Here is a 21,568-nt window from a genome sequence, read left to right on the forward strand (position 1 = left end):
GTCCCGGCAGCGGGCCGCCGGGGCCGGGCGGCGGGGGCGTCGGCGGGCCGGGCGGCATGGCCGGCGCGGCGCCAGCGGCACCGGGCGCGTGGGGCGCGCCACCGGGCGGGCCGGGGACGCCGGGACCGCTGGCCGGGGGGCCGTCCGGCGGCGGGAAGGGGCCGTCGATCGCGGGCGCGATGGCGGTGGGCGGCAGCGCGCTGCCCGCCGACATCAGCTCGGTCTTCGCCTCGGACGCGACGCCCGGCGCCGGCAACTCCTCGTCGTCGAAGGCGAGCGGCGGGGCGAAGACGGTGGCGGGCGGCGCGACGGAACGGTCGCCGTCGTCGCCCCCGTGGTTGGTGTCCTCCCAGGACGGCCCTGCCGGCCCGGAGCCGGAGCCCGGCGCCGCGGGGAAGGCCGACCCCGGCGCGGCCGGGAACGCCGGCGCGGCGGGGACGCCGGGCGCCGCCGGCACACCGGGTGCCCCGAGCGCGCCAGCACCATCGGATTCGGAGCCGGTCGGCGGCTCCATCGGCTGGGTGGGGATCTCGTCCGCACCGTCGTCAGCACCGGCCGCGCCGGCCGCGCCGCCCGCGCCGAGCGAGCCGGCCGAACCGGCGGCCCCTCCGCCCGAGCCTGCTGAGCCTGCCGAACCGCCCTGCCCGCTGCGCTCGCTCGTCCCGGCCGAGCCGGCCGAGCCGTCGGCGGCGGACCCGCGGTCGGCGCGCTGGCCGAAGTGGGCGGTGGCCGCCGCACCGGGCGCGGGCGCGCCGCCCTCGGACGTCCCTGCCGCCGACCCGCCGGCGACACCCTCCGCACCGGCAGCACTGCCCGCGCCGCCCGTACTCGCTGCATTGCCCGTACTCACCGAGTTGCCCACACTCGCCGAGTTGTCGGTGCCGGCCGCACCGCCCGTACTCGCGGCACCGCCCGTACGGCCAGAGGCGTCAGCACCACCGGCGCCCCCCGTACCACCAGCGCCACCGGCAGCAACGCCAGCCGCCCCACCGGAACCACCAGCCCCACCGGCGTCCGCCGCGTCGGAACCTGCCGTGCCGCCGGTCGGGCGGCGCGTGGAGATGCCGCCGCCGAGCGTGTTCGCCGCCTCCTGGAGCCACTCCGGGGGCGTCAGCAGGAACGACGTGGCCTCCAGGTCGAGGCGGCCGGAGGGGGCGGCGGGGGCCGGGGGCGCCTCGGCTGCGGCCCCGTACTCCTCCTCGTACCGGCGGATCACCTCGCCGACCGGCAGCCCGGGCCACAGCGTGGTCTCGCCGCTGTCGCGGGCGATGACCAGCCGGGCGCCCTGGGTGCCGGCCGCCCGTGAGGGGCCGTCGGGGCGGTCCTCGGCCCAGGCGACGAAGCCCAGGTCGAACTCCCGCACCCGTACCTCGCGCTGCTGGTAGCGGGGGACGTCGCCGTTGACCCACTGCTCCGCGCGCTCCTGCGCCTGCGCGAAGGTCACCATCGCGCTCACCCCTCCACCGGGACGACGTACGCGAAGCCGCCGTCCACCATCAAGTTCGCCACCGTCTCCAACTCCGGCGGGTTGCCCGCGAGCCGCAGCAGGAAGGCGTCGAAGTCGTCACCGCACGGCAGCAGCAACTCCGCCACCCGGTCCTGCACGCCCCAGCCGTCCCGGTCCCTGGCGTCGTCGTACGCGCAGAACCACACCGAGCCCAGCGCCGCGCCGCGCACCTTCACCGCGATCACGCCGCCCTGCACGAAGCCGACGCCCAGGTAGTCCTTGGTGAAGTGGTCGCGCAGGCACTTGTTGACGTAGACCAGGTCGTTGACGGCCGCCTCGTCGCGGACCGTGAAGAACGGCTGGTCGACCAGGAGACCGAGCTCCGGATCGAGCGCCGCGCCGACCGGGGCGCAGCCGCCGGCGGCCTTCAGGAAGGCGCGGTAGGCGTCGGGCAGTCGGTAGCCGAGGTCCTCCTCGACGCCGAGCACCTCGTCCTCGGTGACCGACAGGCCGCGCTTGGGCAGCCCGAAGTGGACCGGGCGGGTCTCCTGGAGCGGCCTGGTGCCGCGCTTGTCCTGGTCGACGCCGGCCGTCGCGAGGCCGCCGTGGTGCCGCAGCAGGGCCTTCACCTCGACCGGCACCAACTGCACCCGGCGGGTCCCGGCGACGTGGTGCCAGGTCCAGCCGTGCGGCGTGGCCACCGACGAGGTGCCGCCGTCCCACAGCTCGTGGCCCGCGGCGTGCAGGGCCGCGTTGGCCGAGACGAAGTCCGTCAGGCGCAGTTCGTCGACGCCGAACCCGTCCGGGGGCTCCGCGATCTCCACGGCCGCCTTGGCGTACGGCGTGAAGTCCGGATAGCCGCTCTCGTCCACCCGGACCCCGTGCGGGTGTCGGGCAGCCCGGACCGGGTCCGGGAAGTGCACGACCTGCCCGGCGTAGGCCGTGTTCGGTGGCGCGGTGTGCCCGAGCCGACCTGTCGTCATGGCGGTTGCCCCCTGCTGCTGCTGGCTACTACCGACAGCCTATGCGGTGGCGCAACCGCGGGAACCGCCCCCGGCAACCCCCCGGGCCGCCCGGGACAGACCCCTTCATTCCCTAGGAAAATTTGCCATCTTCCGCGAAGGAGGCGCTACGGGAGCTTCCCGGCGTCCATGATGCGACGGTGCTGCTCGTACGCCACCGCCCGCGCCACCGGCGTGGGCTTGCCGCTCGTCCCGACGGACAGGTACGTGGCCGTGTTGTCCCCGGTACGTACCACAGTGATGGACACCGGTGCGTCCGTTCCGGCCTTGTCACGCATGAGGAAACTCACGGACGCGTCCCCCACGGCCAGGTTCCCGCCCGGCGTGATCGTCAGGGACTGGTGGTCGCCCTCGTTGTCGCTGGCCGTGAAGCCGGGGCAGCCGGCCACCGCCCCGCGCAGGTCAGCCAGCCATTTCTGAGCGTCGCCGGAGCGGTAGGCGGCCAGCAGGAGCTGGGTCAGGGTGCCGCCGGGCGCGCGGGTCAGGTCGCCCTTGGTGAGGCTGGCCGAGACGTAACCCGTCCGCGGGTACTTCGGGCGGGAGCCGAGCGCGTCGGCGATCGGCTGGCACGCGGGGCGGTCGGCGGCGAGCGTCGCCTCGGCGGGCAGCGCGTCGGCCGGGCCGCGGCGCACCTCGTACCCCGGTACGTCGCCCTTGCGGAGCAGCGCGCGGCGCAGCGCGCCGTCGTCCAGTGGCGCGGTGCGCGACTCCTTGCCGCCCCCACCACCGGCGTTCGGGCCCGCGTCGGCACCGGTGCCGCCCTCCGCCCCGTTCTGCGCCCCGCCCTGCGGCCCGTCCTGCGGGGCCTCGCCGCCCGGGCTCCGGTCGGCGCCCCGGGCGCCGGTCCGTCCCCGCTCGCCGGCGTCGTCCGGGCCCCCGCCGTCCGCACCGCCGGAACACGCGGCCGACACGGCCAGCAGGGGAACGACGACGGCGGCGACCGCGGCGCGCCGGATGTGTGTACGCATGGGTCGCACTGTCTCAGACCATCGGCTGAAAACGCACGGTGTGTCGCCCCCACAGCGACTACCCGTCACGCGACGGTGACGTATCGGGCGGCAACCCGCATCGGGGCACACCTGACTTCCGCACCACGCGTCCCATTTGGCAGGCTGACCCCCGCAACAGGGGGATTGCACCTGGAGGGAAGCACCACCATGCACACCACACAGGATCGCGGCGACGCCGTGTCCGCACCGGGCGACCCCCGGCTGAGCTGGAGCAACACCGACGGCCGGGACGCCGTACCGGTGTTACTCCACCGGCGAGACGGCATCCTGCCCACCGTCGGGGCGGCGCTCTCCGTCCGCGGCCAGACGCTGACCTGCACCGCGGGCCGGGGCGACCAGCCGCCCGTGCTGCACGCGCTGGTCCAGGACTTCCTCGACACGCTCGGCAGCGGTCAGCGCGAGCGGTTCACCGGCCGCTGCCCGGAAGCGATCCTGCTCTCCCGGTTCCTCACCCACGCCGAGTCGAGCCGCAGCAAGCGCGCGGCCCGCAAGCCGCTCACCCAGGGTGAGGCCCGCCGGGCGCTGAAACACGCCAAGATCACCGCACGCCACATCCGCGAGGACGGCGACCCGGCCCACGGCTCGTACGCCCCGCCCTGCCGCTCCTGTGCCCCGTTGCTGATCCAGTTCGGGGTCCGCGCGGTGGACGTCCCCGCCCCGGCACAGGCCGGCCAGCCGAAGAAGCGAGGCTGACGTGATGCGCGCCTTCGACCGTACGGCCGCGACCCGGTTCCCCGTGGCGCTGGACGCCGCGCTGCGCGAGGCCGGCTGGACGCCGGGCCGCTGGGACATCCGGCAGGCCGAGACCTGGGCCGACGCCCTACGGGCCCACGAGTCCCCCGGCGGGCACCGGCACATCATCTTCCCCGCGGCCGTCGAGGCGTGGGCCGAGTTCGGCGGGCTGCACGTCCGCCCGCCGGCCACCGGCCGACACCTCGCGCCCACCCCGTTCCGGATCGACCCGCTGCACGGCCTGCACCTGGCCCGCACCCTCACCGACCTCGGCCGCGCCCTCGGCACCGAGGTCTGCCCGCTGGGCCAGGAGGCGGACGGCCAGGCCCTGCTGACGATCGACGCGGAAGGCCGCGTCTACAGCCTCGACCACACCGGCGACTGGTTCCTCGGCGGCGACATCGACCGCGCCCTGACCACCCTGGTCACCGGCACCCGCCCCACCAGACTGACGCTCGGCGAGACGGGCGCCTGAGCTACCGGGCCGGGTGCGGGGCGCCGCGCACCGCGGGTGCGGGGCGCGGCGAGACGGGGCGCCGCTGCGGCTACTTGTGGGCGACCAGCAGCCCGTTCACGCCCGCCGCCACCTCGCTGGCCACCGGTAGCCGCGCGGTGCGGGCGAAGCCGGCGCGGGTCAGCATCGCCTCGTAGGCCGCGCGCGAGTAGTTCCGGCCCCCGGCCGTGTTGACCAGCATGTGCAGGCTCATCAGGGCCGCGCCGCGCGGCCCTGAGCCGTCGTCGTCGACGAACGCCTCGGCGATCACCAGCGTGCCGCCCTGGTCCAGCGCCGCGTGGCACTTGCGCAGGACCGCCTCGTTGGTCTCCCGGTCCCACATGTGCAGCACGTTGCTCAGCACCACCAGGTCGTGTCCGCCGGGCAGCGGCGCATCGCCCAGCAGGTCGCCGCCGACCGTACGGACCCGGTCGGCCAGGCCGAGGTCGACCATCCGGCGTTCGGTGAGCGCGACGACCTGCGGCAGGTCGTACACGGTCGCGTGCAGCCCCGGCACCTGCCGGCACAGCCGCACGCTGAGGTCCGAGGGGCCGCCGCCGACGTCGAGCAGCCGGCGGTGGGGCGCGAAGTCGTACGAGGCGGCGACCGCACCGGCGATCGCCGCCGATGCGGAGGCCATCGCCTTCCAGAAGAGTTCGATCCGTCCGCCGGGGCCCTGGCCCGCGCCGTCCTGGTCCGCGAACGCCTCCTCCTGGCCGGCCGCGTCCCAGGTCGCGGGCCGGTCATCGCGCACGCTGGTCAGCAGTTCGCCCCAGCCCGGGTAGTGCTGTTCCTCCACCAGGTCGATGTAGCCGCCGAGGTAGGCGGCGCCGGTGGAGACCAGGAACGCCTGCGCGGCCGGGGAGTTGCGGTAGCCCTCGTCGGCGTTGCCGGCCAGCAGGTCCAGTGCGGCGCAGGCGGTCAGCAGCAGGGTGGCGGGCCGCTCGCGCAGGTCGAGCGCGGCGGCCACCTCGTCGGCGCGCAACGGCCCGCGTTCGGCCAACAGGTCGAACAGGTGCAGCCGGACCGCCGTGGTGAGCACCTTGGTCCGCCGGAAGCCGTCGAGCAGATCGAGCAACGGGCCCGGATCCGGGGCCTGGGCCGGGTCCGGGTCGGACGGCTGCGCGCCCTCCGCGCCGCTCGGCACACCAGTCGGACTACCACCCGGACGATCCATGGTTCTCTCCCGTCGCCGTCACGCACCGAAAGATCAACGATCTGCTGGCACCGGATCGTAGTCAGCGGCCCGGCACGTCGACCGCGGCGGGGGCACTCCCTCAAGCCGCCGAGCCGCCGCCCTGGTCCACCGGTTCGGCCACCGGGGCCGCGGCGCCGTACGCGGCCGGTTCGGCCAGCGCCGGCTCGCCCGCCGTCCGGTCCTGCGCGCGGCGGGCCGGTGTCGCCTGGTCCGGTACGGTCGTCCGCTCCTCGACGGCCGGGGGGCGGCCCTCGTACGCGGTGGCCTGGGCGGCCGGGCCGACCGGGGGGTTCGTCGTGGCGGGGGTCGGTGCGGGGGGTGTGGGTTCGGTGGGCCGGGGGCGGGCCGCGCGGTCGGGGAGGACCGCCGAGACCCGGAAGCCGCCCGCGTCGGTGGGGCCCGACACGAAGCCGCCGCCCAGCGAGGCCACCCGCTCGCGCATCCCGACCAGCCCGTTGCCGCCGCTGGGCAACCCCGCATCGGCCGCCGCCTGGTCGGACGGGCCGTTCTCCACCAGCACCGCCACCTCGGCCGGGCGCCGCGCGAGCCGTACCCGGGTCTCGGCGCCCGGCGCGTGCTTGTGCACGTTGGTCAGGCCCTCTTGGACGACGCGGTACGCGGTGGCCTCCACCGCCGCCGCGTAGCTCCGGTCCTCGCCCTCCTCCAGCAGTTCCACCGTCATGCCAGCCGCCCGCGACTGCTCGATCAGCACCGCCAGCTCGCACAGCGACGGGCCGGTCGGTTCGGGCTGCGACCGGGGCGCGCCGGCCGCGGCCGACCCGGCGGCCGACGCCGACGGCGCGGCGGCAGCGGCGGACGAGGTGGCCGCCGACGCGACGGCCGCCACCGACGCCAGCGGCACCGCCCCGACGTCCGCCCGCCCGCCGCCCTGGCCCTCGTGGGCCCGCAGGACGCCGAGCATCTGCCGCAGTTCGGTCAGCGCCTGCCGCCCCATGTCGCCCACCAGGGCCGCGTTCTTCGACGCCTTGTGCGGGTCCTTGAGCGCAATGGCCTGGAGGGCCGCCGCGTGCACCACCATCAGACTGACCCGGTGCGCGACCACGTCGTGCATCTCGCGGGCGATGCGGGTCCGCTCCTCGTTCCGCGCCCACTCGGCGCGCTCCTCGGCCCGATCGGCGAGCAGCGACAGTTCCCGCTCCAGGCCGTCCGCCCGCTCCCGCAGGCTCTCCACCAGCCGGCGCCGCGCGCCCACGTACAACCCCGACAGCACCGGCGGCACCGTGACGCCCACCGCCATCAGCAGCGCGACGATGCCGGCCACCCACACCGGTGGGTCGTACCCGTCCTGCGCCATGTCCTGCCGGAACTTGACCAGCGTGACGATCAGCGTGCCGCTGATCGACATGCCGGACAGCACGCCGAGGACCCGGCGCGGCAGCCCGGCCGCGGCCATCGAGTACAGGCCGATGATCGTCAGCAGGACGCCCATCGAGGCCGCGGAGGCGGCGATGGACACCAGCACCACGACGATCGGCCACCGCCGCCGCACCAGCAGCACGCTGCCGACAAGCAGGCCGAGGACGGCGCCGAGCCCACTGGGGATGTTCGCCTCGCCGGCGAAGTCCATGCCCTCCAGCAGGCACTCGCCCGCCGACGCAAGGGCTATCGCCACGTCGAACACCATGCTGCGGCGCCGTTCCCACCACCACGGCCCGCCCGGCGCGCCCCGCGCACCCGGTTCCACGGCTTCCCCCGTCGTCGTCATACCTGCCAGCGTACGGGGGGCGGCCACTTCTTTTCCGGTGGAGCGCGCGGCAGGGAACTCGGGCGATTTCCGGAGGGAATCGGTTTTACGCGCAAACCAGAATCCCGAACTGGTTCCCCGCCAAACCATCCGACCGCGCCGGACACGCCCCCGCGCCCCGCGCCGCCCCACGGGCCGGATGCACGCCGAATGTACGCCGCTGGCGCGGAAGTGGAGCAGATCGCCCGGAGAAGCGGTGAAGAAATCCGACACGGCACACCGGCCGCGCCCCGTACCGGCCCGGCAGCCCCGACCGCCCGCCGGACCCACCGGGCGCGCGGGCCACACGGGACGCGCACGAGAAATGCGCGAGGGGTACGCGAAAGGCCCGCGAACGGCGGGGCGGTACGGAACGCGGCGCACCCTGCGAAAAGCAATGGATTTCGCGCCGCCCGCGAACGGCACGGAATCCGCCGAAGGTCATACGGGAGATCACGCCGCGGTGCCGGCGCGCCCCCGAGCGGTGGCGGCGGTGCGGAGCCCCCGGCCGAGACGAAGACAGGGGCGGAGAGAAGAAAGGGAGGAGCACGAGGCAAGAGCCGAAGGAGAAAGAGGAGAGGAGCAGAGGACGCCCACACCACTCCCCGCACCCCGCCAGGACAGCACCCCCGCACGCCGCCCGCAGGGCTTCCCCCTCGCATCGAGGGCTCCGCGTACGGCATAGTGTGGGGGGCCGCGCGGTCAGCCGATCAGCAACTCCGGTATGGCCCGCCTGACCATCCCCTGTGGTGTAATCGGCAGCACAGTGGCCTTTGGAGCCATTTGTCCAGGTTCGAGTCCTGGCGGGGGAGCCCAACCCGCACCTTCACTCCATACCGTCACCCCCGTTCACCGTCCGGTGCGTACGGACCCCGCGCGACGCCCAGTGCCCACGAGGCCCCGCGAAACGCCTTCCATTCAGGGCGTCCACGGCCGGACCCGCCCGCAGGTCCCCTCTGATACGCACCGGTATCCTTCGGATGTCCACCTCCCGAAAGAGCCGAAGGGTTTCCCCGTGAGCGCCAACCTTCCCCGTGATCTCGGCACCACTCGGTCAGGGGAGGACCCGCTGGCAGCCGTCGTCGTCCTCGCGGCGGGTGAGGGCACCCGGATGAAGTCGACGACCCCCAAGGTCCTGCACGCGATCTGCGGTCGCTCCCTGATCGGCCACGTCGTCGCCGCCTCCCGCGAACTCGACCCCGAACACCTCGTCGTCGTCGTCGGACACGCCCGCGACCAGGTGCAGGGACACCTCGCGGAGATCGACCCGCAGGTGCGCACCGCCGTCCAGCACGAGCAGAACGGCACCGGGCACGCCGTCCGGATGGGCCTGGACGAGCTGCGCGCCGGCGGCATCGCGCTCGCCGGCACGGTCGTCGTGGTCTGCGGCGACACCCCGCTGCTGACCGGCCAGACGCTGCGCACGCTCGCCAGCACGCACGCCGCCGACGGCAACGCGGTGACCGTGCTGACCGCCGAGGTGCCGGACGCCACCGGTTACGGCCGGATCGTGCGCGACCAGGCCAGCGGGGCCGTCACCGCCATCGTCGAGCACAAGGACGCCAGCGACTCCGAGCGCGCCATCCGCGAGATCAACTCGGGCGTCTTCGCCTTCGACGCGCAACTGCTGACCGATGCGCTCGGCAAGGTCCGCACCGACAACAGCCAGGGCGAGGAGTACCTCACCGACGTCCTCGGCATCCTGCGCGAGGCGGGCCACCGGGTGGGCGCGGCCGTCGCCGCCGACCACCACGAGATCGTCGGCATCAACAACCGGGTCCAGCTCGCCGAGGCCCGCAAGCTGCTCAACGAGCGGCTGCTGCGGGACGCGATGCTCAGCGGCGTCACCGTCGTCGACCCCGCCACCACCTGGGTGGACGTCACCGTCACCTTCGAGCCGGACGCCCTGGTGCACCCCGGCACCCAGCTCATCGGCGCCACCCATCTGGCCGCGCACGCCGAGGTCGGCCCGCACACCCGGCTGACCGACACCACGGTCGGCGCCGGCGCCACGGTCGCCAACACCGTCGCGGTGGGCGCCAGGATCGGCGAGGGCGCCAACGTCGGCCCGTACGCGTATCTGCGCCCGGGCACCGACCTCGGGCCGCGGTCCAAGGCCGGCGCGTACGTGGAGATGAAGAACGCGCAGGTCGGCGAGGGCTCCAAGGTGCCGCACCTGTCGTACGTGGGGGACGCGACCATCGGCGAGCACACCAACATCGGTGCCGCCAGCGTCTTCGTGAACTACGACGGCGAGAAGAAGCACCACACCACCGTCGGCTCGCACTGCCGCACCGGTTCGGACAACATGTTTGTGGCTCCTGTCACGATTGGGGACGGGTCCTACACCGCCGCCGGGTCGGTCATCACCAAGAACGTGCCCCCGGGTTCGCTCGCTGTCGCCCGTGGACAGCAGCGGAATATCGAGGGTTGGGTGGCTCGAAAGCGCCCAGGAAGTGCCGCCGCGCAGGCCGCTCAGGCAGCCACTCAGGAGCCTGAGTCCGATCAGTGAGCGTGTGGGGGGTGCGCCAAGTGGGGCGTACCGTGGGGAAGCGCACGCGAAGTGAAATCCAAGGAGATCTGCTGTGACCGGGATCAAGACGACCGGCGAGAAGAAGCTCATGCTCTTCTCCGGCCGCGCCCACCCCGAGCTGGCCGAGGAGGTCGCCCAGCAGTTGGGCGTCGGCCTGGTCCCGACCAAGGCATTCGACTTCGCCAACGGCGAGATCTACGTTCGCTTCCAGGAGTCGGCGCGCGGCGCCGACTGCTTCTTGATCCAGAGCCACACGGCTCCGATCAACAAGTGGATCATGGAACAGCTCATCATGATCGATGCGCTCAAGCGGGCCTCCGCCCGCAGCATCACCGTGATCGTGCCGTTCTACGGCTACGCCCGGCAGGACAAGAAGCACCGCGGCCGTGAGCCGATCTCGGCCCGGCTGATCGCCGACCTGTTCAAGTGCTCGGGCGCCGACCGCATCCTCACGGTCGACCTGCACACCGACCAGATCCAGGGCTTCTTCGACGGCCCCGTGGACCACCTGTTCGCGCTGCCGATCCTCGCCGACTACGTGGGCGCCAAGGTCGACCGCTCCAAGCTGACCGTCGTCTCGCCGGACGCCGGCCGGGTACGGGTCGCCGACCGCTGGTGCGACCGGCTCGGCGCGCCGCTGGCCATCGTGCACAAGCGGCGCGACCCGGACGTCGCCAACCAGGTCACCGTGCACGAGGTCGTCGGTGACGTCCGCGGCCGGGTCTGCGTCCTGGTCGACGACATGATCGACACCGGTGGCACGATCTGCGCCGCCGCCGAAGCGCTGTTCGCCAACGGTGCCGAGGACGTCATCGTGACGGCCACGCACGGCGTGCTCTCCGGCCCCGCCGCCGACCGCCTGAAGAACTCGAAGGTCAGCGAGTTCGTCTTCACCAACACGCTGCCGACCCCGAACGAGATCGAGCTGGACAAGGTCACCGTCCTCTCGATGGCCCCGACCATCGCCCGCGCCGTGCGCGAGGTCTTCGAGGACGGCTCCGTCACGAGCCTCTTCGAAGAGCAGGCGTAACGACTCAGCAGGTAGGTAGCGGGGCTCGGACGGCGGGACCGATCCGCCGGCGCTGACTCCGCTGCCCTCCGCACCGAAGGCCGCTCCCCCATCTCGGGGAGCGGCCTTCGGCGTGTTCGCCGGCGTGTGCAGGGGCGTGTGTGCCGTACGCGTGAGGTCCGTGGGGTGTCCTGGCGGGCCCCCGGGGAGGGCAAGCGGAGGCCAGGTGGAAGCCGATCAGAACGGCAAGCGGAAGCGTTCCCGGAGGCAGATACGGAGGCGCTCGCGGAGGCATTCCGCGGGGAGCGGGGGGCCCGCGCGGGGACCTGCGCGCGGGCCCGCGCGGCGCCATCGGGCGGGGGCGCTACCTGAGCTACCTGAACTACCTGACGCCCGCGCGGAGGGCGTCGACCGCGATCCGGGCGGCCGTACCGATCACCGCATCGGCGGCGGGCAGCGTGATCGCGGTGCTGGCGGAGCGGGTGAGCACGGCCACGGCGTACCGACCGCCGTCCGGGTAGCCGACCACGCCCACCTCGTGCCGGAGCGTGGGCAGGGTGCCGGTCTTGCCGCTGACCTGCACGTCGTCGAAGGGGAAGCCGGAGGCGAGGCGGTGGCTCCAGGTCTGGAGGCCGAGCACCCGGCGCAGCAGTTCGCCGTGTTCGCCGCCGCACACCTCGTCCCGCCAGACGGCGGCGAGCAGCGCGGTCAGCTCGCGGGCGGTGCTGTGGTTGGTGTGGGCCGGGTCGAGCACCCGCAGCCTGGCCACGGTCGCCGGCTCGACCAGGGCGGCGGGCCCGGCGGGCCCCGCGTCGGCCACCATCGACGCGACCAGGTCGCGCATCGAGTGCACGGCCCTGGTCCTGGTCAGGCCGAGTTCGGCCATGGTGCGGTTCACGGTCTCCAGGCCGACCTCGTCCCAGAGCACGTCGGCCGCCGTGTTGTCGCTGACGGCCACGGTCTGCGCGGCGAGGTCGCGCAGCGAGAGGCGCGCCGGATCGAGCATGACGGCCAGCCCGGTGGGCCCCTTGGTACGCCGCTCGGGCGCCACCTCCACCTGCCGGGTCAGCTCAAGCCGCCCCTGCGCCGCCTCCCGGAACACCGTGCTGACCAGGCACACCTTGTGCACGCTCGCGGTGCTCATCAGGGTGTCGGCGCCGGTCCCGAGCTCCGCCCCGCTGTCGATGTCGCGGGCGTGCAGCAGCCCGGTGACCCCGGCATCGGCGAAGGCGTCCTTGATCCGCGCCACGGCCCGCGCCGCCCCGCGCCCCGCGCGGCGGGGATGGGCGGGGGCGGTGGGGGTGGCTTCGGCCGTGGTGGCTGCGGTGGGCGCGGCATGGCCTTCGGTGGGGGCCGCGGCTGCGGGCGCCGGCCCGGCGGGCGGTACGGCGCCGCCCGGACCGGCAGCCACGCGGCCGGGAGCAGCGGGTTCCCGTGTGCCGCGCTCGTGTGGGGCGGGCGGTACGGCGCCGGTACGCGGGCGCCCCGCGGCGTGGTCGGTCACAGCGGGAACTCCGATGCGGGACGGGGGTAGAGGCCGGGCACGGGCCCGGCGGACGGCGGCTCGGCAGCGGGCTGCTCGGCGACCACCGGCTCGGCGACCACCGGCTCGGCGACCTCCGCGGGACCCGCCTCGGGGTCCGCCTCGGGCGTCGGGCCTGACGTCGGTACGGGGGTCGCCCCGGTAGCCGATCCGGCGACCGGTGCGGGAGCCGGTTCGGGGGCTGGTTCGGCGATCGGTGCGGGAGCCGGTTCGCGGGCCGCGCCAGGAGCTGAACCGGAAGGCCGCTCGGAAGTCGTACCGGAAGGTGACCCGGGAGCCGTCCCAGAAGCCGAATCGGAAGGTAGCCCGGAGGCCGTACCGGAAGCCAACCCGGAGCCAGAACCGGAGGCCGCCCCGGAAGCCGGCCCCACCACCCCGGAAGCCGCCCCGGAAGCCGCGCCAGCCACAGCGCCGGTAGCCGGCTCGAAGCCGGAATCCCCCACTGCCACCCCCACCAGCTCATCGGGCACCATCCCGGCCCCCGTACGCAACGCCTCGTACGCCGCCTCGGCGAACCTCCGTACCGCAGGCCCTGCCCGGTCCCGCGCCCAGGCCGCGGAGGTGCGCCAGGTCAGCGGCGTACCGGCGAGCGGGCGCCAGACCGTGCCCGGTTCGCCGGCGGCGCTCGGCAACAGCGCGACGGCCGCGCCGGACAGCACCAGCGCCTGCGCGAAGTCGCCGCCGCGCGCCTCGTGCACGGCGGCCGGGGTGCAGCCGTGCCGCGCGGCCCGGGTCAGCGTCTCGTCGAAGAGTGCGGGGGCCGCGGCGCGCGGGAAGAGCACCAGGTCACGGCCGGTCAGTTCGGCCAGCGGCACCGCGGGCGGGGCGGCCAGCGGGTCGTCCGCGCGCAGCAGCACGCCGAGCGGCTGGTGCAGCAGCGGCCCGAAGTCCAGCCCTTCGGCCGGGCACGGGTGGCGCACGACGCCGCCCTCCAGCGTGCCGGCGACCAGTTCGCGCGCCTGCTGCACGGTGGTGAGTTCGCGCAGGTCGAGGCTGCCGCCCGGGGAGCGGTGGCGGTAGCCGGTGAGGAGGGCGGCGACGGCGGCCCCGCCGAGGTCGGGCGGTACGGCGGCGCGCAGCGTGCCGGCGGTACCGGCACGGACCTGGGCGATGACGGAGTCGAGCCGGTCGGCCGCGGCCAACAGCGCGTCCGCCTCCGCGCGCACCAGCCGCCCGGCCGGGGTGAGCGAGACCCCGCGGCTGCCCCGGTCGAAGAGCCGCACCCCAAGCTCCCGCTCCAGCCGCTGGATCCGCTGCGACAGCGAGGGCTGGGCCAGCCGCAACCGCTCCGCAGCCCGGCCGAAGTGCTGCTCGTCGGCCACGGTGCGGAAGTAGCGCAGATGCCGCAGCAGGTCCATGACCAGCAATGATAGGCAGATGCCTATGGGTTTCTTGGCGATAAGGGTCTTGGACTGAGGGGCCAGGACTCTGTTCTGCTGCCGGGGACGGCGCGCCGCCGCACGGCGGCGCCGACCTGGCGTACGCGGCGTGATCTGGCGTACGCGGCACCGCCGACGGGCCCCGGACGACCTCCGGCGGCCGGCCAGTGGGGCGGGGCACGAGGCGGAACACGAGGGAGGGCCGTGGGGTGGGCAGCTATCGGGCGGGCAGCAGGAGACGGCGTACGGGGCTGACGGTGCTGGTCGCCGGCGCGCTGGTGGTCGGCGGCGGCACCTGGGCGGTGGCCGAGTGGGGCGCGGACGAGGGCGGATCGGCGCCGCGCGGCGCGGACCCGCAGGCGCTCCGTACCGCCCGGGCCTTCCTCGGTCACTGGGCGGCCGGCGACCTGGCGAAGGCTGCCGCCCTGACCGACGCGCCGGACCGGGCCGAGACCACGCTGCGGAACTTCACGCTGGGCCTGGACGTGGAGCGCCCGTCGTTCACGGCCGAGCGGGGCACGGCCCGGGACGGCGACGACGGCGCGAGCGTCCCGTTCGCCGCCACACTGCCGGTCGGCGGCCTGGGCACCTGGCAGTACCGGTCGACGCTGCCGCTGGTGCGCCAGGACGGCGGGGCGACCGGGGCCGCGGACGGGCCCGGCACCTGGCGGGTGAAGTGGGAACTCGGCGTGATCCACCCCAAGCTGACCGACCGGGCCAAGTTCCGGCTGGTGCGCGAGGACGGCGCGCCACAGGTGCTCGACCGCGAAGGGCGCAGGCTCGCCACCGCCGCGCACCCCTCGATCGCCCAGGCCCTGGGCGTCGGCGGGGGCAAGCCGCGCGGCGCGGTGCAGCTCATCGACCGGCGGACGGAGGAGGTACGGGGCACGGAGGCGCGGTTCGGCGGGCCGGGCGCCGAGGAAGGGCCGGTGCGTACGACGATCGACCCGCGGGTGCAGCGGGCCGCCGAGCAGGCGTTGCAGCGGCACGCCAAGGGGCGCAACGCGGGCCTGGTCGCGCTGCGCATCGCCGACGGCGAGGTGGTGGCCCTCGCCAACACCCCCGCCGGCGGCTTCAACCGCGCGTTCCTCGGCACGTACGCCCCCGGCTCGACCATGAAGGTGATCACCTCGGCGGCGCTGCTGGCCAAGGGCGCGGTGCGGCCGGACGACGTGGTGGACTGCCCGAAGTACCTCACTGTGGGCAAGCAGTTCCACAATGTGGAAACTTCCGAGATCCCCGGGGCCACCTTCCGTGAGGACTTCATCCACTCCTGCAACACCGCGTTCGTCAGCCTGCGCGACAAGTTGGGGGATCGGGAGCTGACCGACTTCTCGTCCACGTACTTCGGCATCGGCCAGGAGTGGTCGACGGGCGTGGCCTCCTTCGACGGCGAGGTGCCGGTGCCCAGCGACCAGACGGAGAAGTCGGCCGCACTCTTCGGCCAGGGCAAACTCCGGGCGAACCCGCTGGTCATGGCCTCGGCCACGGCCACGGCCGCCTCCGGCACCTTCCACCAGCCCCTCCTGGTGCGGGAGGGAGGCAAGCCGCGCAAGGGCAGCGGCCCGACCACCAAGGAGCTGCCGCCGGACGTGGTGCGGACGCTGCGCGGGCTGATGCGGGACACCGTGACCGACGGAACCGCCAAGGTACTCGCCGACCTGCCGGGCGAGGTCGGAGCGAAGACCGGCACGGCCGAGGTCACCGAGGAGGGCCCGAACAACGGCTGGCTGGTCGCGTACGACGACACCCTGGCCATCGCCTGCGTGGTGGAGGGCGCCCAACACGGCTCGGACTCGGCGGGCCCGGTCATCCACGACGTCCTGGCGGCGACGGCGGGGTGAGCGCGCCGGCCTCGCCCCGTACGTGGGGTGACTGCGCCTGCCCCGACCCACGCTCCCCAGGCCCCGCGCAGTGGAATTGGTGCGGGGCGGCCGGCCGGGTAGAGTGGTTGAGTTGCTCGGCGAGGGAGGCCCTGTCCCAAGACAAGGCCCATCCGTAATCGACGCGCTCTTCGTAGCAGGTCTGTCGTAGGCCGAGTGACGGCTTCCAGATCCCCTGACTACGAGGAGTGCCACCATGGCCGAGGTCACCGTTCCCGTAAAGCTCCGTTCCGAGTTCGGCAAGGGCGCGGCCCGTCGCCTCCGCCGTGAGCAGCAGGTTCCCGGCGTCATCTACGGCCACGGCGCCGAGCCGGTCCACGTCTCGCTGCCGGGCCACGAGCTGATGATGGCGCTCAAGACCCCGAACGTCCTGCTCTCGCTCGACCTGGACGGCAAGAACGAGCTCGTCATCCCCAAGGCGATCCAGCGCGAGGCCATCCGCGGCTTCCTGGTCCACGTCGACCTGCTGACCGTCAAGCGCGGCGAGAAGGTCACCGTCGAGGTCCCGATCCACACCGAGGGCGACCTCGCCCCGGGCGGCAACCTGCTGGAGCACGTCCTCAACTCGCTGCCCGTCGAGACCGAGGCCACCCACATCCCCGAGTCGGTCACCGTCTCCGTCGCGGGCCTGGACGCCGGTCACTCCGTGCTGGCCAAGGACGTCGTCCTGCCCGCCGGCACCACGCTGGCCGTCGACGAGGACGCCGTCGTGCTCCAGGTCGTCGCCGCGCAGGCCGAGGCCCCGGCCGAGACCGAGGCGGCCGAGGGCGCCGAGGGCTGAGCCCAGGTACCACCCGACGCCCCTCGCGGACGTCACCCGCAGCACACCGCCGCCGCCGTTCCGCCCGCATCCCGGGCGGGCCGGCGGCGCGCGGCGTCCGGGGCGCGCCACGGCCCCGCCGAGCGGCACCACCGAACGGCCCCGCCGAGCGGCACCGCTACCGTCTAACCCGCCCGCCCGCCGCGCGGCGCCCCGTACCCAAGCCACCCCCACCCACCGGAGAGCATGCAGATGAGCGACGCAGACGGCCCCTGGCTCGTGGTGGGCCTCGGCAACCCGGGCCCCGAGTACGCGGCCAACCGGCACAACGTGGGCTTCATGGTGGCCGACCTGCTCGCCGAGCGGATGGGCGGCCGGTTCAAGGCGCACAAGGCCAGGGCCCAGGTCGTGGAGGGCCGCATCGGCCCGCCGGGCCCGGCGAACCGCCGCGTGGTGCTGGCCAAGCCGATGACGTACATGAACCTCTCGGGCGGCCCGACGACCGCGCTCAGCGACTTCTACAAGGTGCCCGCCGCCCGGATCGTCACCGTCCACGACGAGTTGGACATCGACTACGGCACGCTGCGCCTGAAGTGCGGTGGCGGCGACAACGGCCACAACGGCCTGAAGTCCCTCACCAAGTCACTCGGCCCCGACTACTACCGGGTCCGCTTCGGCATCGGCCGCCCGCCGGGCCGGATGGACGTCGCCGCCTTCGTCCTCAAGGACTTCTCCTCCGCCGAACGCAAGGAACTCGACTACTTCGTGGACCGCGCGGCCGACGCGGTGGAGGCCCTGATCCTGGAGGGCCTGGAGCGCGCGCAGGGCACGTACAACTCCTGACGTACGGGGGTGGCCGGCCGCGGTCGGTGCGGACGTACGCCGCCGGGCGGTCCGGGGCGGCGGTCCGGGGTGCTCCTGGGCGGCCGGGTGCGGCGCCTGCCGAAGAGCTCTTCGGACGGGCCGCAAGGCAGCTCCAGGCGGGTCGATCGACGGCCCGGGCACGGCTCCGGGGAGACTCGGGGCGGGCGCGGGGAAGGTTCGGACCAGGTCACCGGGCCAGCGCCGGACATTGCGGACATGCAGCCACCGGTCCTGCCGAAGCATGACCTGCGCCTTGACGCGGTCGCCCCCCAGGCCCAAGGATCGCCGCCATGGCGCCGACCGGAACGAGCTCCGAGAGCACGGCGCGGGACTCCTCCCCCGCTGCTCCCCGCACGCCAGCGGGCCGCATCCCCGCACAACGGGGCGCACCCCCCGGCACGGCACGCCCCGGCGGCTCCCCGAGCGCGCCCGCGTCCCACCACTCCGCGCCACCGCGCTCCGGACGGGCCCGTACGGGGGTTTCGCGTACGGGGACTTCGCGTACGGGGGTTTCACGTACGGAATCCGCCGGTACGGGGGCGGCGCGCGAGGCCCAGCCGCGGGCCGGGGCGGCGCGACGCGGCCCCTCACACGGCGGGTCCTCCCACTCCGGCGCGCCCCGCTCCCGGCCCTCCCGCTCCCGGCCTTCCCGAGGCGTGCGCCGCGGTCGGCTGCGAAGGACGGGCGAGGCCGCGTACGGCCTGTTGCTGCTCGGCCGGCAGGTGGCGATGGCGCTGCTCGTCCTGCTGGTGCTGGTGGCCGGGGTGTGGACGTCGTGGGGCACGGCCCAACACGCGCTGCTCACCAAGGGGAAGGAGCGCGGTACGTTCACGGTGGCGTCCTGCCACGGCAGTTGGTGCACGGGCCCGTTCACCGCGGACCCGGCCAAGGGCGACGACCGCCGCTCGGTACGCATCGACGCCACCGTCACCGACGGCAAGGGCCAGCGCATCCCCGTGGTCCTCAAACCAGGTACCACGGAAGCGGTCCGCACCGACCTCCCCGGCCTCCTCTACTCCTGGGCCCCCCTCGGCGGCGCCCTCCTCCTCGCCTCCATCCTCCTGGCCGGCGCCCTGCGACTGCACCGCGCGGCGTGGGGGCTGGGGTTGGCGGGGGTGGGGGTTCTGGGGGCGGCGTTTTTGGGGTTGTGAGGGGGCTTCCTTCCGCGCTCGGCCACGCCGACATAGGACGTCACCGCTGACGTCTACGCCCATGCGCGAACGGCTCTGGGGCCCGCTGAACATCAGCGGGCCCCAGAGGCGTTTGGGCCGCAGTGAAGAATCTCCGTGCTTCAAAACTCTTCAATTCACAGAGGTTCAACTACAGAAAACCCCAGAATCTGTCACTGCTTCGAGAGCATCGAAATCCCACCTGCCGCAAGAGAGAACATTCGAACAAGAGCCTTTCGAACATCCGGGTCGCGATCAAGCCGTTCCAGCGATTCAAACCTTGCCGGATCAAGATCGATCGTGGTGATTCCGCCAGCTTCCTTGCCGTCCGCGGACGAGAACAACACGAGGCACCTGTACGCCCGCACAGCGCCTCCTCGCTCCTCTCGCATCAGCGCTTGGAGGACGACATTGCCATCCTTGACCTGGCTGCGGAGCGCATCCACCGATGACCACCGAGTTGCCCACGACCGCTCCTCCGCTTCCAGCTGGATCGCCAGCAGTGTTTCGAAGCTGATCTGACACACCCGAAAGTCAGGGTCAGTTGAATGAATCAGAGGCATCAGAAACTACTCCGGATCGTAGACATCAATGCGTATTTCCGTATCCGGGTCGATACGTCCGTCCTGGATTCTTCTTTGGATTTCATCCTTGCGGTGATGCCCTCCAAGAATCGTGCCGTCACGCGAGACGAGGATTCCGTCTCCGGCGTCAGGATTGTTGATCCCGTCCAGGAGTTCGTCATTGCTCAATTCCTCGTGATACCACTGCGACGCCGGATCCCGCGTCTTCTCCCCATCGGTGTATTTGCCGATATCGCCAGCCCTCTCGCGGCGGGTCGAAATTTCGCACGGCTCGGAATTATGGACCAGCACCGGCGCAACCCCCGCCACCACATAGTACGTATGAACCCCCGCCACCGTGAGGTCATGCGTACGCTGCTGCCGCTGGAAGGCGCGGACGGCGCTTACCTCGGCCCGGTCGCCGTCGGGGGTGCGCAGTCGCATTCCCGGCTTGAGGTCGCCTGCATCTACCCAATGGCCCGATCAGGTCGCTTCCAGCACCCAGATCGAGTGGGGGTAATGGGAGCGACGATGGCGGTTTCTCACCACCCCAACGCATCCTCCCTACTCGGACCCACGCGGACCCACCCGGATCCCGTCCGACGGCGAGCTCGGGAAGCACCCCGCACCCCGCACCCCGCACCCCGCACCCCCCTTCACCCAATCAGCAGCCCCCCTCACGTAAATGGCGCAATCACCAGTCAACTCCCCCCGGGGAATGACATAGTCCCCATATGACCCACGCCTTAGTTCACCGAAGACGCCCGTGGGGCCCCGCCGCCCTCGTATTGGTCGTCGCGGCCATTCCGCTCACCGCGAAGATGTGGGGCGCGGACGGGGACGAGAAGACCCGGGCAGCCGCCACCTGTTCCGTTTCCACGCCCTTCGTTTCGGGGACCGGTGGCTACCACACCTTTCGTATTCCCGCATTGGTGCGTGCCGAGGGCACCTTGATCGCCTTTGCGGAGGGGCGGCGGAGCAGTGCCGCGGACCACGGGGACATCGAGGTGGTGAGTCGGCGTTCGACGGACGGGGGGTGCCACTGGGGGCCGCTCGCCCGGGTCGCGGACAACGGGCGGAACGTGGCCGGCAATCCGGCCCCCGTCGTCGACGCGGCCAGCGGGGACGTGGTCCTGCTGACCACCCGGCAGTCCGGCGCCGTCACCCAGCCGCAGATCGAGGCGGGCACCGTGGCGCGCGCCGACGGCCGGCGGGTCTACCTCCAGCGCAGCACCGACGCGGGACGCTCCTGGTCCCGGGCCACGGAGATCACCGCGAGCGTCAAGCGCCCGGGGTGGCGCTGGTACGCGACCGGGCCCGGGCACGGCATCGCGCTCGACCGGCGGCACCCGGGGCGACTGGTGGTGGCCGCCAACCACACCACGGCAAACGGCGCCGGCGCCCATCTCCTCTACAGCGACAACCACGGCGTGAGCTGGCGGATCGGCGCCCTGGACCACCACACGGACGGCACCCTGCGGCCGGACGAGAACGCCGTGGCCGAACTGCCCGACGGCCGCCTCTACGTCAACGCCCGCGACCAGGGCGGCAGCCACCCCGCGACCCGGCTCGACACGTACAGCGCCGACGGCGGCACGCGCTTCGCCACGCCCTTCCGGCCCCGTACGGAGTTGGTCGCCCCGGTCGTCAAGGGCGCCCTGTTGCACACGGAATCCGGCGGCGACCCCGCGAGCGCCCGCGCCGACTTCGACCTCGGCGCCATCCTGAGCTCGGGCTCGGGCTCGGGCTCGGGCTCCGGCAGCGGGGGCGGCTCGGGCCCCGGCCGGGCCCACTGCGCCGCCCTGCTGTTCTCGGCCCCCGAGCACGCCAGCGAACGGCGGCGGTTGACGCTCCGGCGCAGTACGGACTCCGGCCGCACCTGGCAGCGGGCGGCCACCATCGCCCCGGGCCCCGCGGCCTACTCCGACCTCGCGATGGTCGGGCCGTCGACCGTCGCCGTCCTCTACGAGACCGGCGACACCAAGTCCAGCGAACGCATCGAACTCCGCCGCACCCCGCTGAACTGCGGCTGAGGACGCCCCGGGGCGCCGTACGCGGGGAGCCCCAGCCACCCCGCGTAACCCCGCCCACCACACACCCGCGGCGCACCGCGCACCACACACCGCGCACCCACCGGGCGCCCAAACCCACCCACAACCCACCCACCGCCCACCCACCACGCACAACGCGCCCGAGACGAGGTGTCCCGGGCGCGTGCG

16 protein-coding genes, 1 tRNA gene and 2 pseudogenes are annotated in these 21,568 nt (G+C 73.6%); 10 read left to right on the forward strand and 9 right to left on the reverse strand.

Features of this window, described 5'->3' with window-relative positions; all coding sequences use genetic code 11:
• The 3 genes and pseudogenes from ACMA1D_RS29555 to ACMA1D_RS29565 all read right to left on the reverse strand — a co-directional run.
• Positions 1-1,447: pseudogene (locus tag ACMA1D_RS29555) on the reverse strand (hypothetical protein); the annotation flags it as partial.
• A gap of 5 nt (positions 1,448-1,452) precedes the next feature.
• A complete protein-coding gene (locus ACMA1D_RS29560; protein ID WP_414727059.1) occupies positions 1,453-2,430 on the reverse strand; it encodes an SMI1/KNR4 family protein in 978 nt (325 codons plus the stop codon).
• A 146-nt stretch (positions 2,431-2,576) separates the two neighbouring features.
• Complete coding sequence (locus tag ACMA1D_RS29565; protein WP_414727060.1) at positions 2,577-3,437, reverse strand: sensor domain-containing protein; 861 nt, start codon at positions 3,435-3,437, stop codon at positions 2,577-2,579.
• A gap of 189 nt (positions 3,438-3,626) precedes the next feature.
• On the opposite strand from ACMA1D_RS29565, the gene ACMA1D_RS29570 reads away from it, so the two are divergent.
• The gene (locus ACMA1D_RS29570; protein ID WP_414727061.1) at positions 3,627-4,172 is read left to right on the forward strand and encodes a YwqJ-related putative deaminase; all 546 of its coding nucleotides are present in this window, start codon (positions 3,627-3,629) and stop codon (positions 4,170-4,172) included.
• Between the two features lie 4 nt (positions 4,173-4,176).
• The gene (locus ACMA1D_RS29575) at positions 4,177-4,686 is read left to right on the forward strand and encodes an SUKH-3 domain-containing protein (RefSeq protein WP_414727062.1); all 510 of its coding nucleotides are present in this window, start codon (positions 4,177-4,179) and stop codon (positions 4,684-4,686) included.
• A 70-nt stretch (positions 4,687-4,756) separates the two neighbouring features.
• Here ACMA1D_RS29575 and ACMA1D_RS29580 read toward each other — a convergent pair whose 3' ends face one another.
• Together ACMA1D_RS29580 and ACMA1D_RS29585 are read right to left on the reverse strand one after the other, a co-directional pair.
• Positions 4,757-5,881: a methyltransferase gene (locus tag ACMA1D_RS29580; RefSeq protein ID WP_414727063.1), complete on the reverse strand. Its 1,125-nt coding sequence runs from the start codon at positions 5,879-5,881 to the stop codon at positions 4,757-4,759.
• A 376-nt stretch (positions 5,882-6,257) separates the two neighbouring features.
• A pseudogene (locus ACMA1D_RS29585) lies at positions 6,258-7,628 on the reverse strand (sensor histidine kinase); the annotation flags it as partial.
• Between the two features lie 758 nt (positions 7,629-8,386).
• Between ACMA1D_RS29585 and ACMA1D_RS29590 the strand changes: the two are divergent.
• The 3 genes from ACMA1D_RS29590 to ACMA1D_RS29600 all read left to right on the forward strand — a co-directional run bounded on the left by ACMA1D_RS29590 (position 8,387) and on the right by ACMA1D_RS29600 (position 11,209).
• Positions 8,387-8,458 (forward strand) — tRNA-Gln (locus ACMA1D_RS29590).
• A gap of 257 nt (positions 8,459-8,715) precedes the next feature.
• Entirely contained in the window at positions 8,716-10,158 is a 1,443-nt protein-coding gene (glmU, locus tag ACMA1D_RS29595) for a bifunctional UDP-N-acetylglucosamine diphosphorylase/glucosamine-1-phosphate N-acetyltransferase GlmU (RefSeq protein WP_414727080.1), read from the forward strand.
• A 73-nt stretch (positions 10,159-10,231) separates the two neighbouring features.
• A complete protein-coding gene (locus ACMA1D_RS29600; protein ID WP_414727064.1) occupies positions 10,232-11,209 on the forward strand; it encodes a ribose-phosphate diphosphokinase in 978 nt (325 codons plus the stop codon).
• 361 nt (positions 11,210-11,570) lie between these two features.
• Here ACMA1D_RS29600 and ACMA1D_RS29605 read toward each other — a convergent pair whose 3' ends face one another.
• Positions 11,571-12,437, reverse strand: a complete 867-nt coding sequence (locus tag ACMA1D_RS29605; protein ID WP_414727081.1) for a serine hydrolase — start codon at positions 12,435-12,437, stop codon at positions 11,571-11,573.
• Positions 12,438-12,688: 251 nt separating this feature from the next.
• On the reverse strand, positions 12,689-14,089 hold the full coding sequence (locus tag ACMA1D_RS29610; RefSeq protein WP_414727065.1) for a LysR substrate-binding domain-containing protein: 1,401 nt from the start codon (positions 14,087-14,089) through the stop codon (positions 12,689-12,691).
• 230 nt (positions 14,090-14,319) lie between these two features.
• On the opposite strand from ACMA1D_RS29610, the gene ACMA1D_RS29615 reads away from it, so the two are divergent.
• The 4 genes from ACMA1D_RS29615 to ACMA1D_RS29630 all read left to right on the forward strand — a co-directional run bounded on the left by ACMA1D_RS29615 (position 14,320) and on the right by ACMA1D_RS29630 (position 18,768).
• Entirely contained in the window at positions 14,320-15,954 is a 1,635-nt protein-coding gene (locus ACMA1D_RS29615) for a penicillin-binding transpeptidase domain-containing protein (protein ID WP_414727066.1), read from the forward strand.
• Positions 15,955-16,189: 235 nt separating this feature from the next.
• Complete coding sequence (locus tag ACMA1D_RS29620; protein WP_414727067.1) at positions 16,190-16,774, forward strand: 50S ribosomal protein L25/general stress protein Ctc; 585 nt, start codon at positions 16,190-16,192, stop codon at positions 16,772-16,774.
• 231 nt (positions 16,775-17,005) lie between these two features.
• A complete protein-coding gene (pth, locus tag ACMA1D_RS29625; RefSeq protein WP_414727068.1) occupies positions 17,006-17,596 on the forward strand; it encodes an aminoacyl-tRNA hydrolase in 591 nt (196 codons plus the stop codon).
• Between the two features lie 677 nt (positions 17,597-18,273).
• On the forward strand, positions 18,274-18,768 hold the full coding sequence (locus ACMA1D_RS29630) for a hypothetical protein (protein WP_414727069.1): 495 nt from the start codon (positions 18,274-18,276) through the stop codon (positions 18,766-18,768).
• A gap of 191 nt (positions 18,769-18,959) precedes the next feature.
• Here the strand turns inward: ACMA1D_RS29630 and ACMA1D_RS29635 are convergent, their stop codons facing one another.
• Together ACMA1D_RS29635 and ACMA1D_RS29640 are read right to left on the reverse strand one after the other, a co-directional pair.
• Positions 18,960-19,349: a hypothetical protein gene (locus tag ACMA1D_RS29635; protein WP_414727070.1), complete on the reverse strand. Its 390-nt coding sequence runs from the start codon at positions 19,347-19,349 to the stop codon at positions 18,960-18,962.
• A 6-nt stretch (positions 19,350-19,355) separates the two neighbouring features.
• Positions 19,356-19,793: a hypothetical protein gene (locus ACMA1D_RS29640; RefSeq protein ID WP_414727071.1), complete on the reverse strand. Its 438-nt coding sequence runs from the start codon at positions 19,791-19,793 to the stop codon at positions 19,356-19,358.
• A 290-nt stretch (positions 19,794-20,083) separates the two neighbouring features.
• Here ACMA1D_RS29640 and ACMA1D_RS29645 point away from each other — a divergent pair, with 290 nt between their 5' ends.
• Positions 20,084-21,382, forward strand: a complete 1,299-nt coding sequence (locus tag ACMA1D_RS29645) for a sialidase family protein (RefSeq protein WP_414727072.1) — start codon at positions 20,084-20,086, stop codon at positions 21,380-21,382.
• The last annotated feature ends 186 nt before the right edge of the window (positions 21,383-21,568 follow it).

Origin of the sequence: Streptomyces sp. 796.1 (assembly GCF_047525675.1) — a bacterium.
In the GTDB taxonomy this organism is placed as follows: domain Bacteria; phylum Actinomycetota; class Actinomycetes; order Streptomycetales; family Streptomycetaceae; genus Streptomyces.

Bases quoted from the DNA above. Each gene is read 5' to 3' on its own strand.
- ACMA1D_RS29620 (WP_414727067.1), top strand. From the start codon at position 16,190: ATGGCCGAGGTCACCGTTCCCGTAAAGCTCCGTTCCGAGTTCGGCAAG.
- ACMA1D_RS29610 (WP_414727065.1), bottom strand. From the start codon at position 14,089: ATGGACCTGCTGCGGCATCTGCGCTACTTCCGCACCGTGGCCGACGAG.
- pth (WP_414727068.1), top strand. From the start codon at position 17,006: ATGAGCGACGCAGACGGCCCCTGGCTCGTGGTGGGCCTCGGCAACCCG.
- ACMA1D_RS29565 (WP_414727060.1), bottom strand. From the start codon at position 3,437: ATGCGTACACACATCCGGCGCGCCGCGGTCGCCGCCGTCGTCGTTCCC.
- ACMA1D_RS29640 (WP_414727071.1), bottom strand. From the start codon at position 19,793: ATGCGACTGCGCACCCCCGACGGCGACCGGGCCGAGGTAAGCGCCGTC.
- ACMA1D_RS29575 (WP_414727062.1), top strand. From the start codon at position 4,177: ATGCGCGCCTTCGACCGTACGGCCGCGACCCGGTTCCCCGTGGCGCTG.
- ACMA1D_RS29570 (WP_414727061.1), top strand. From the start codon at position 3,627: ATGCACACCACACAGGATCGCGGCGACGCCGTGTCCGCACCGGGCGAC.
- ACMA1D_RS29580 (WP_414727063.1), bottom strand. From the start codon at position 5,881: ATGGATCGTCCGGGTGGTAGTCCGACTGGTGTGCCGAGCGGCGCGGAG.
- ACMA1D_RS29645 (WP_414727072.1), top strand. From the start codon at position 20,084: ATGACCCACGCCTTAGTTCACCGAAGACGCCCGTGGGGCCCCGCCGCC.
- ACMA1D_RS29635 (WP_414727070.1), bottom strand. From the start codon at position 19,349: ATGCCTCTGATTCATTCAACTGACCCTGACTTTCGGGTGTGTCAGATC.
- ACMA1D_RS29560 (WP_414727059.1), bottom strand. From the start codon at position 2,430: ATGACGACAGGTCGGCTCGGGCACACCGCGCCACCGAACACGGCCTAC.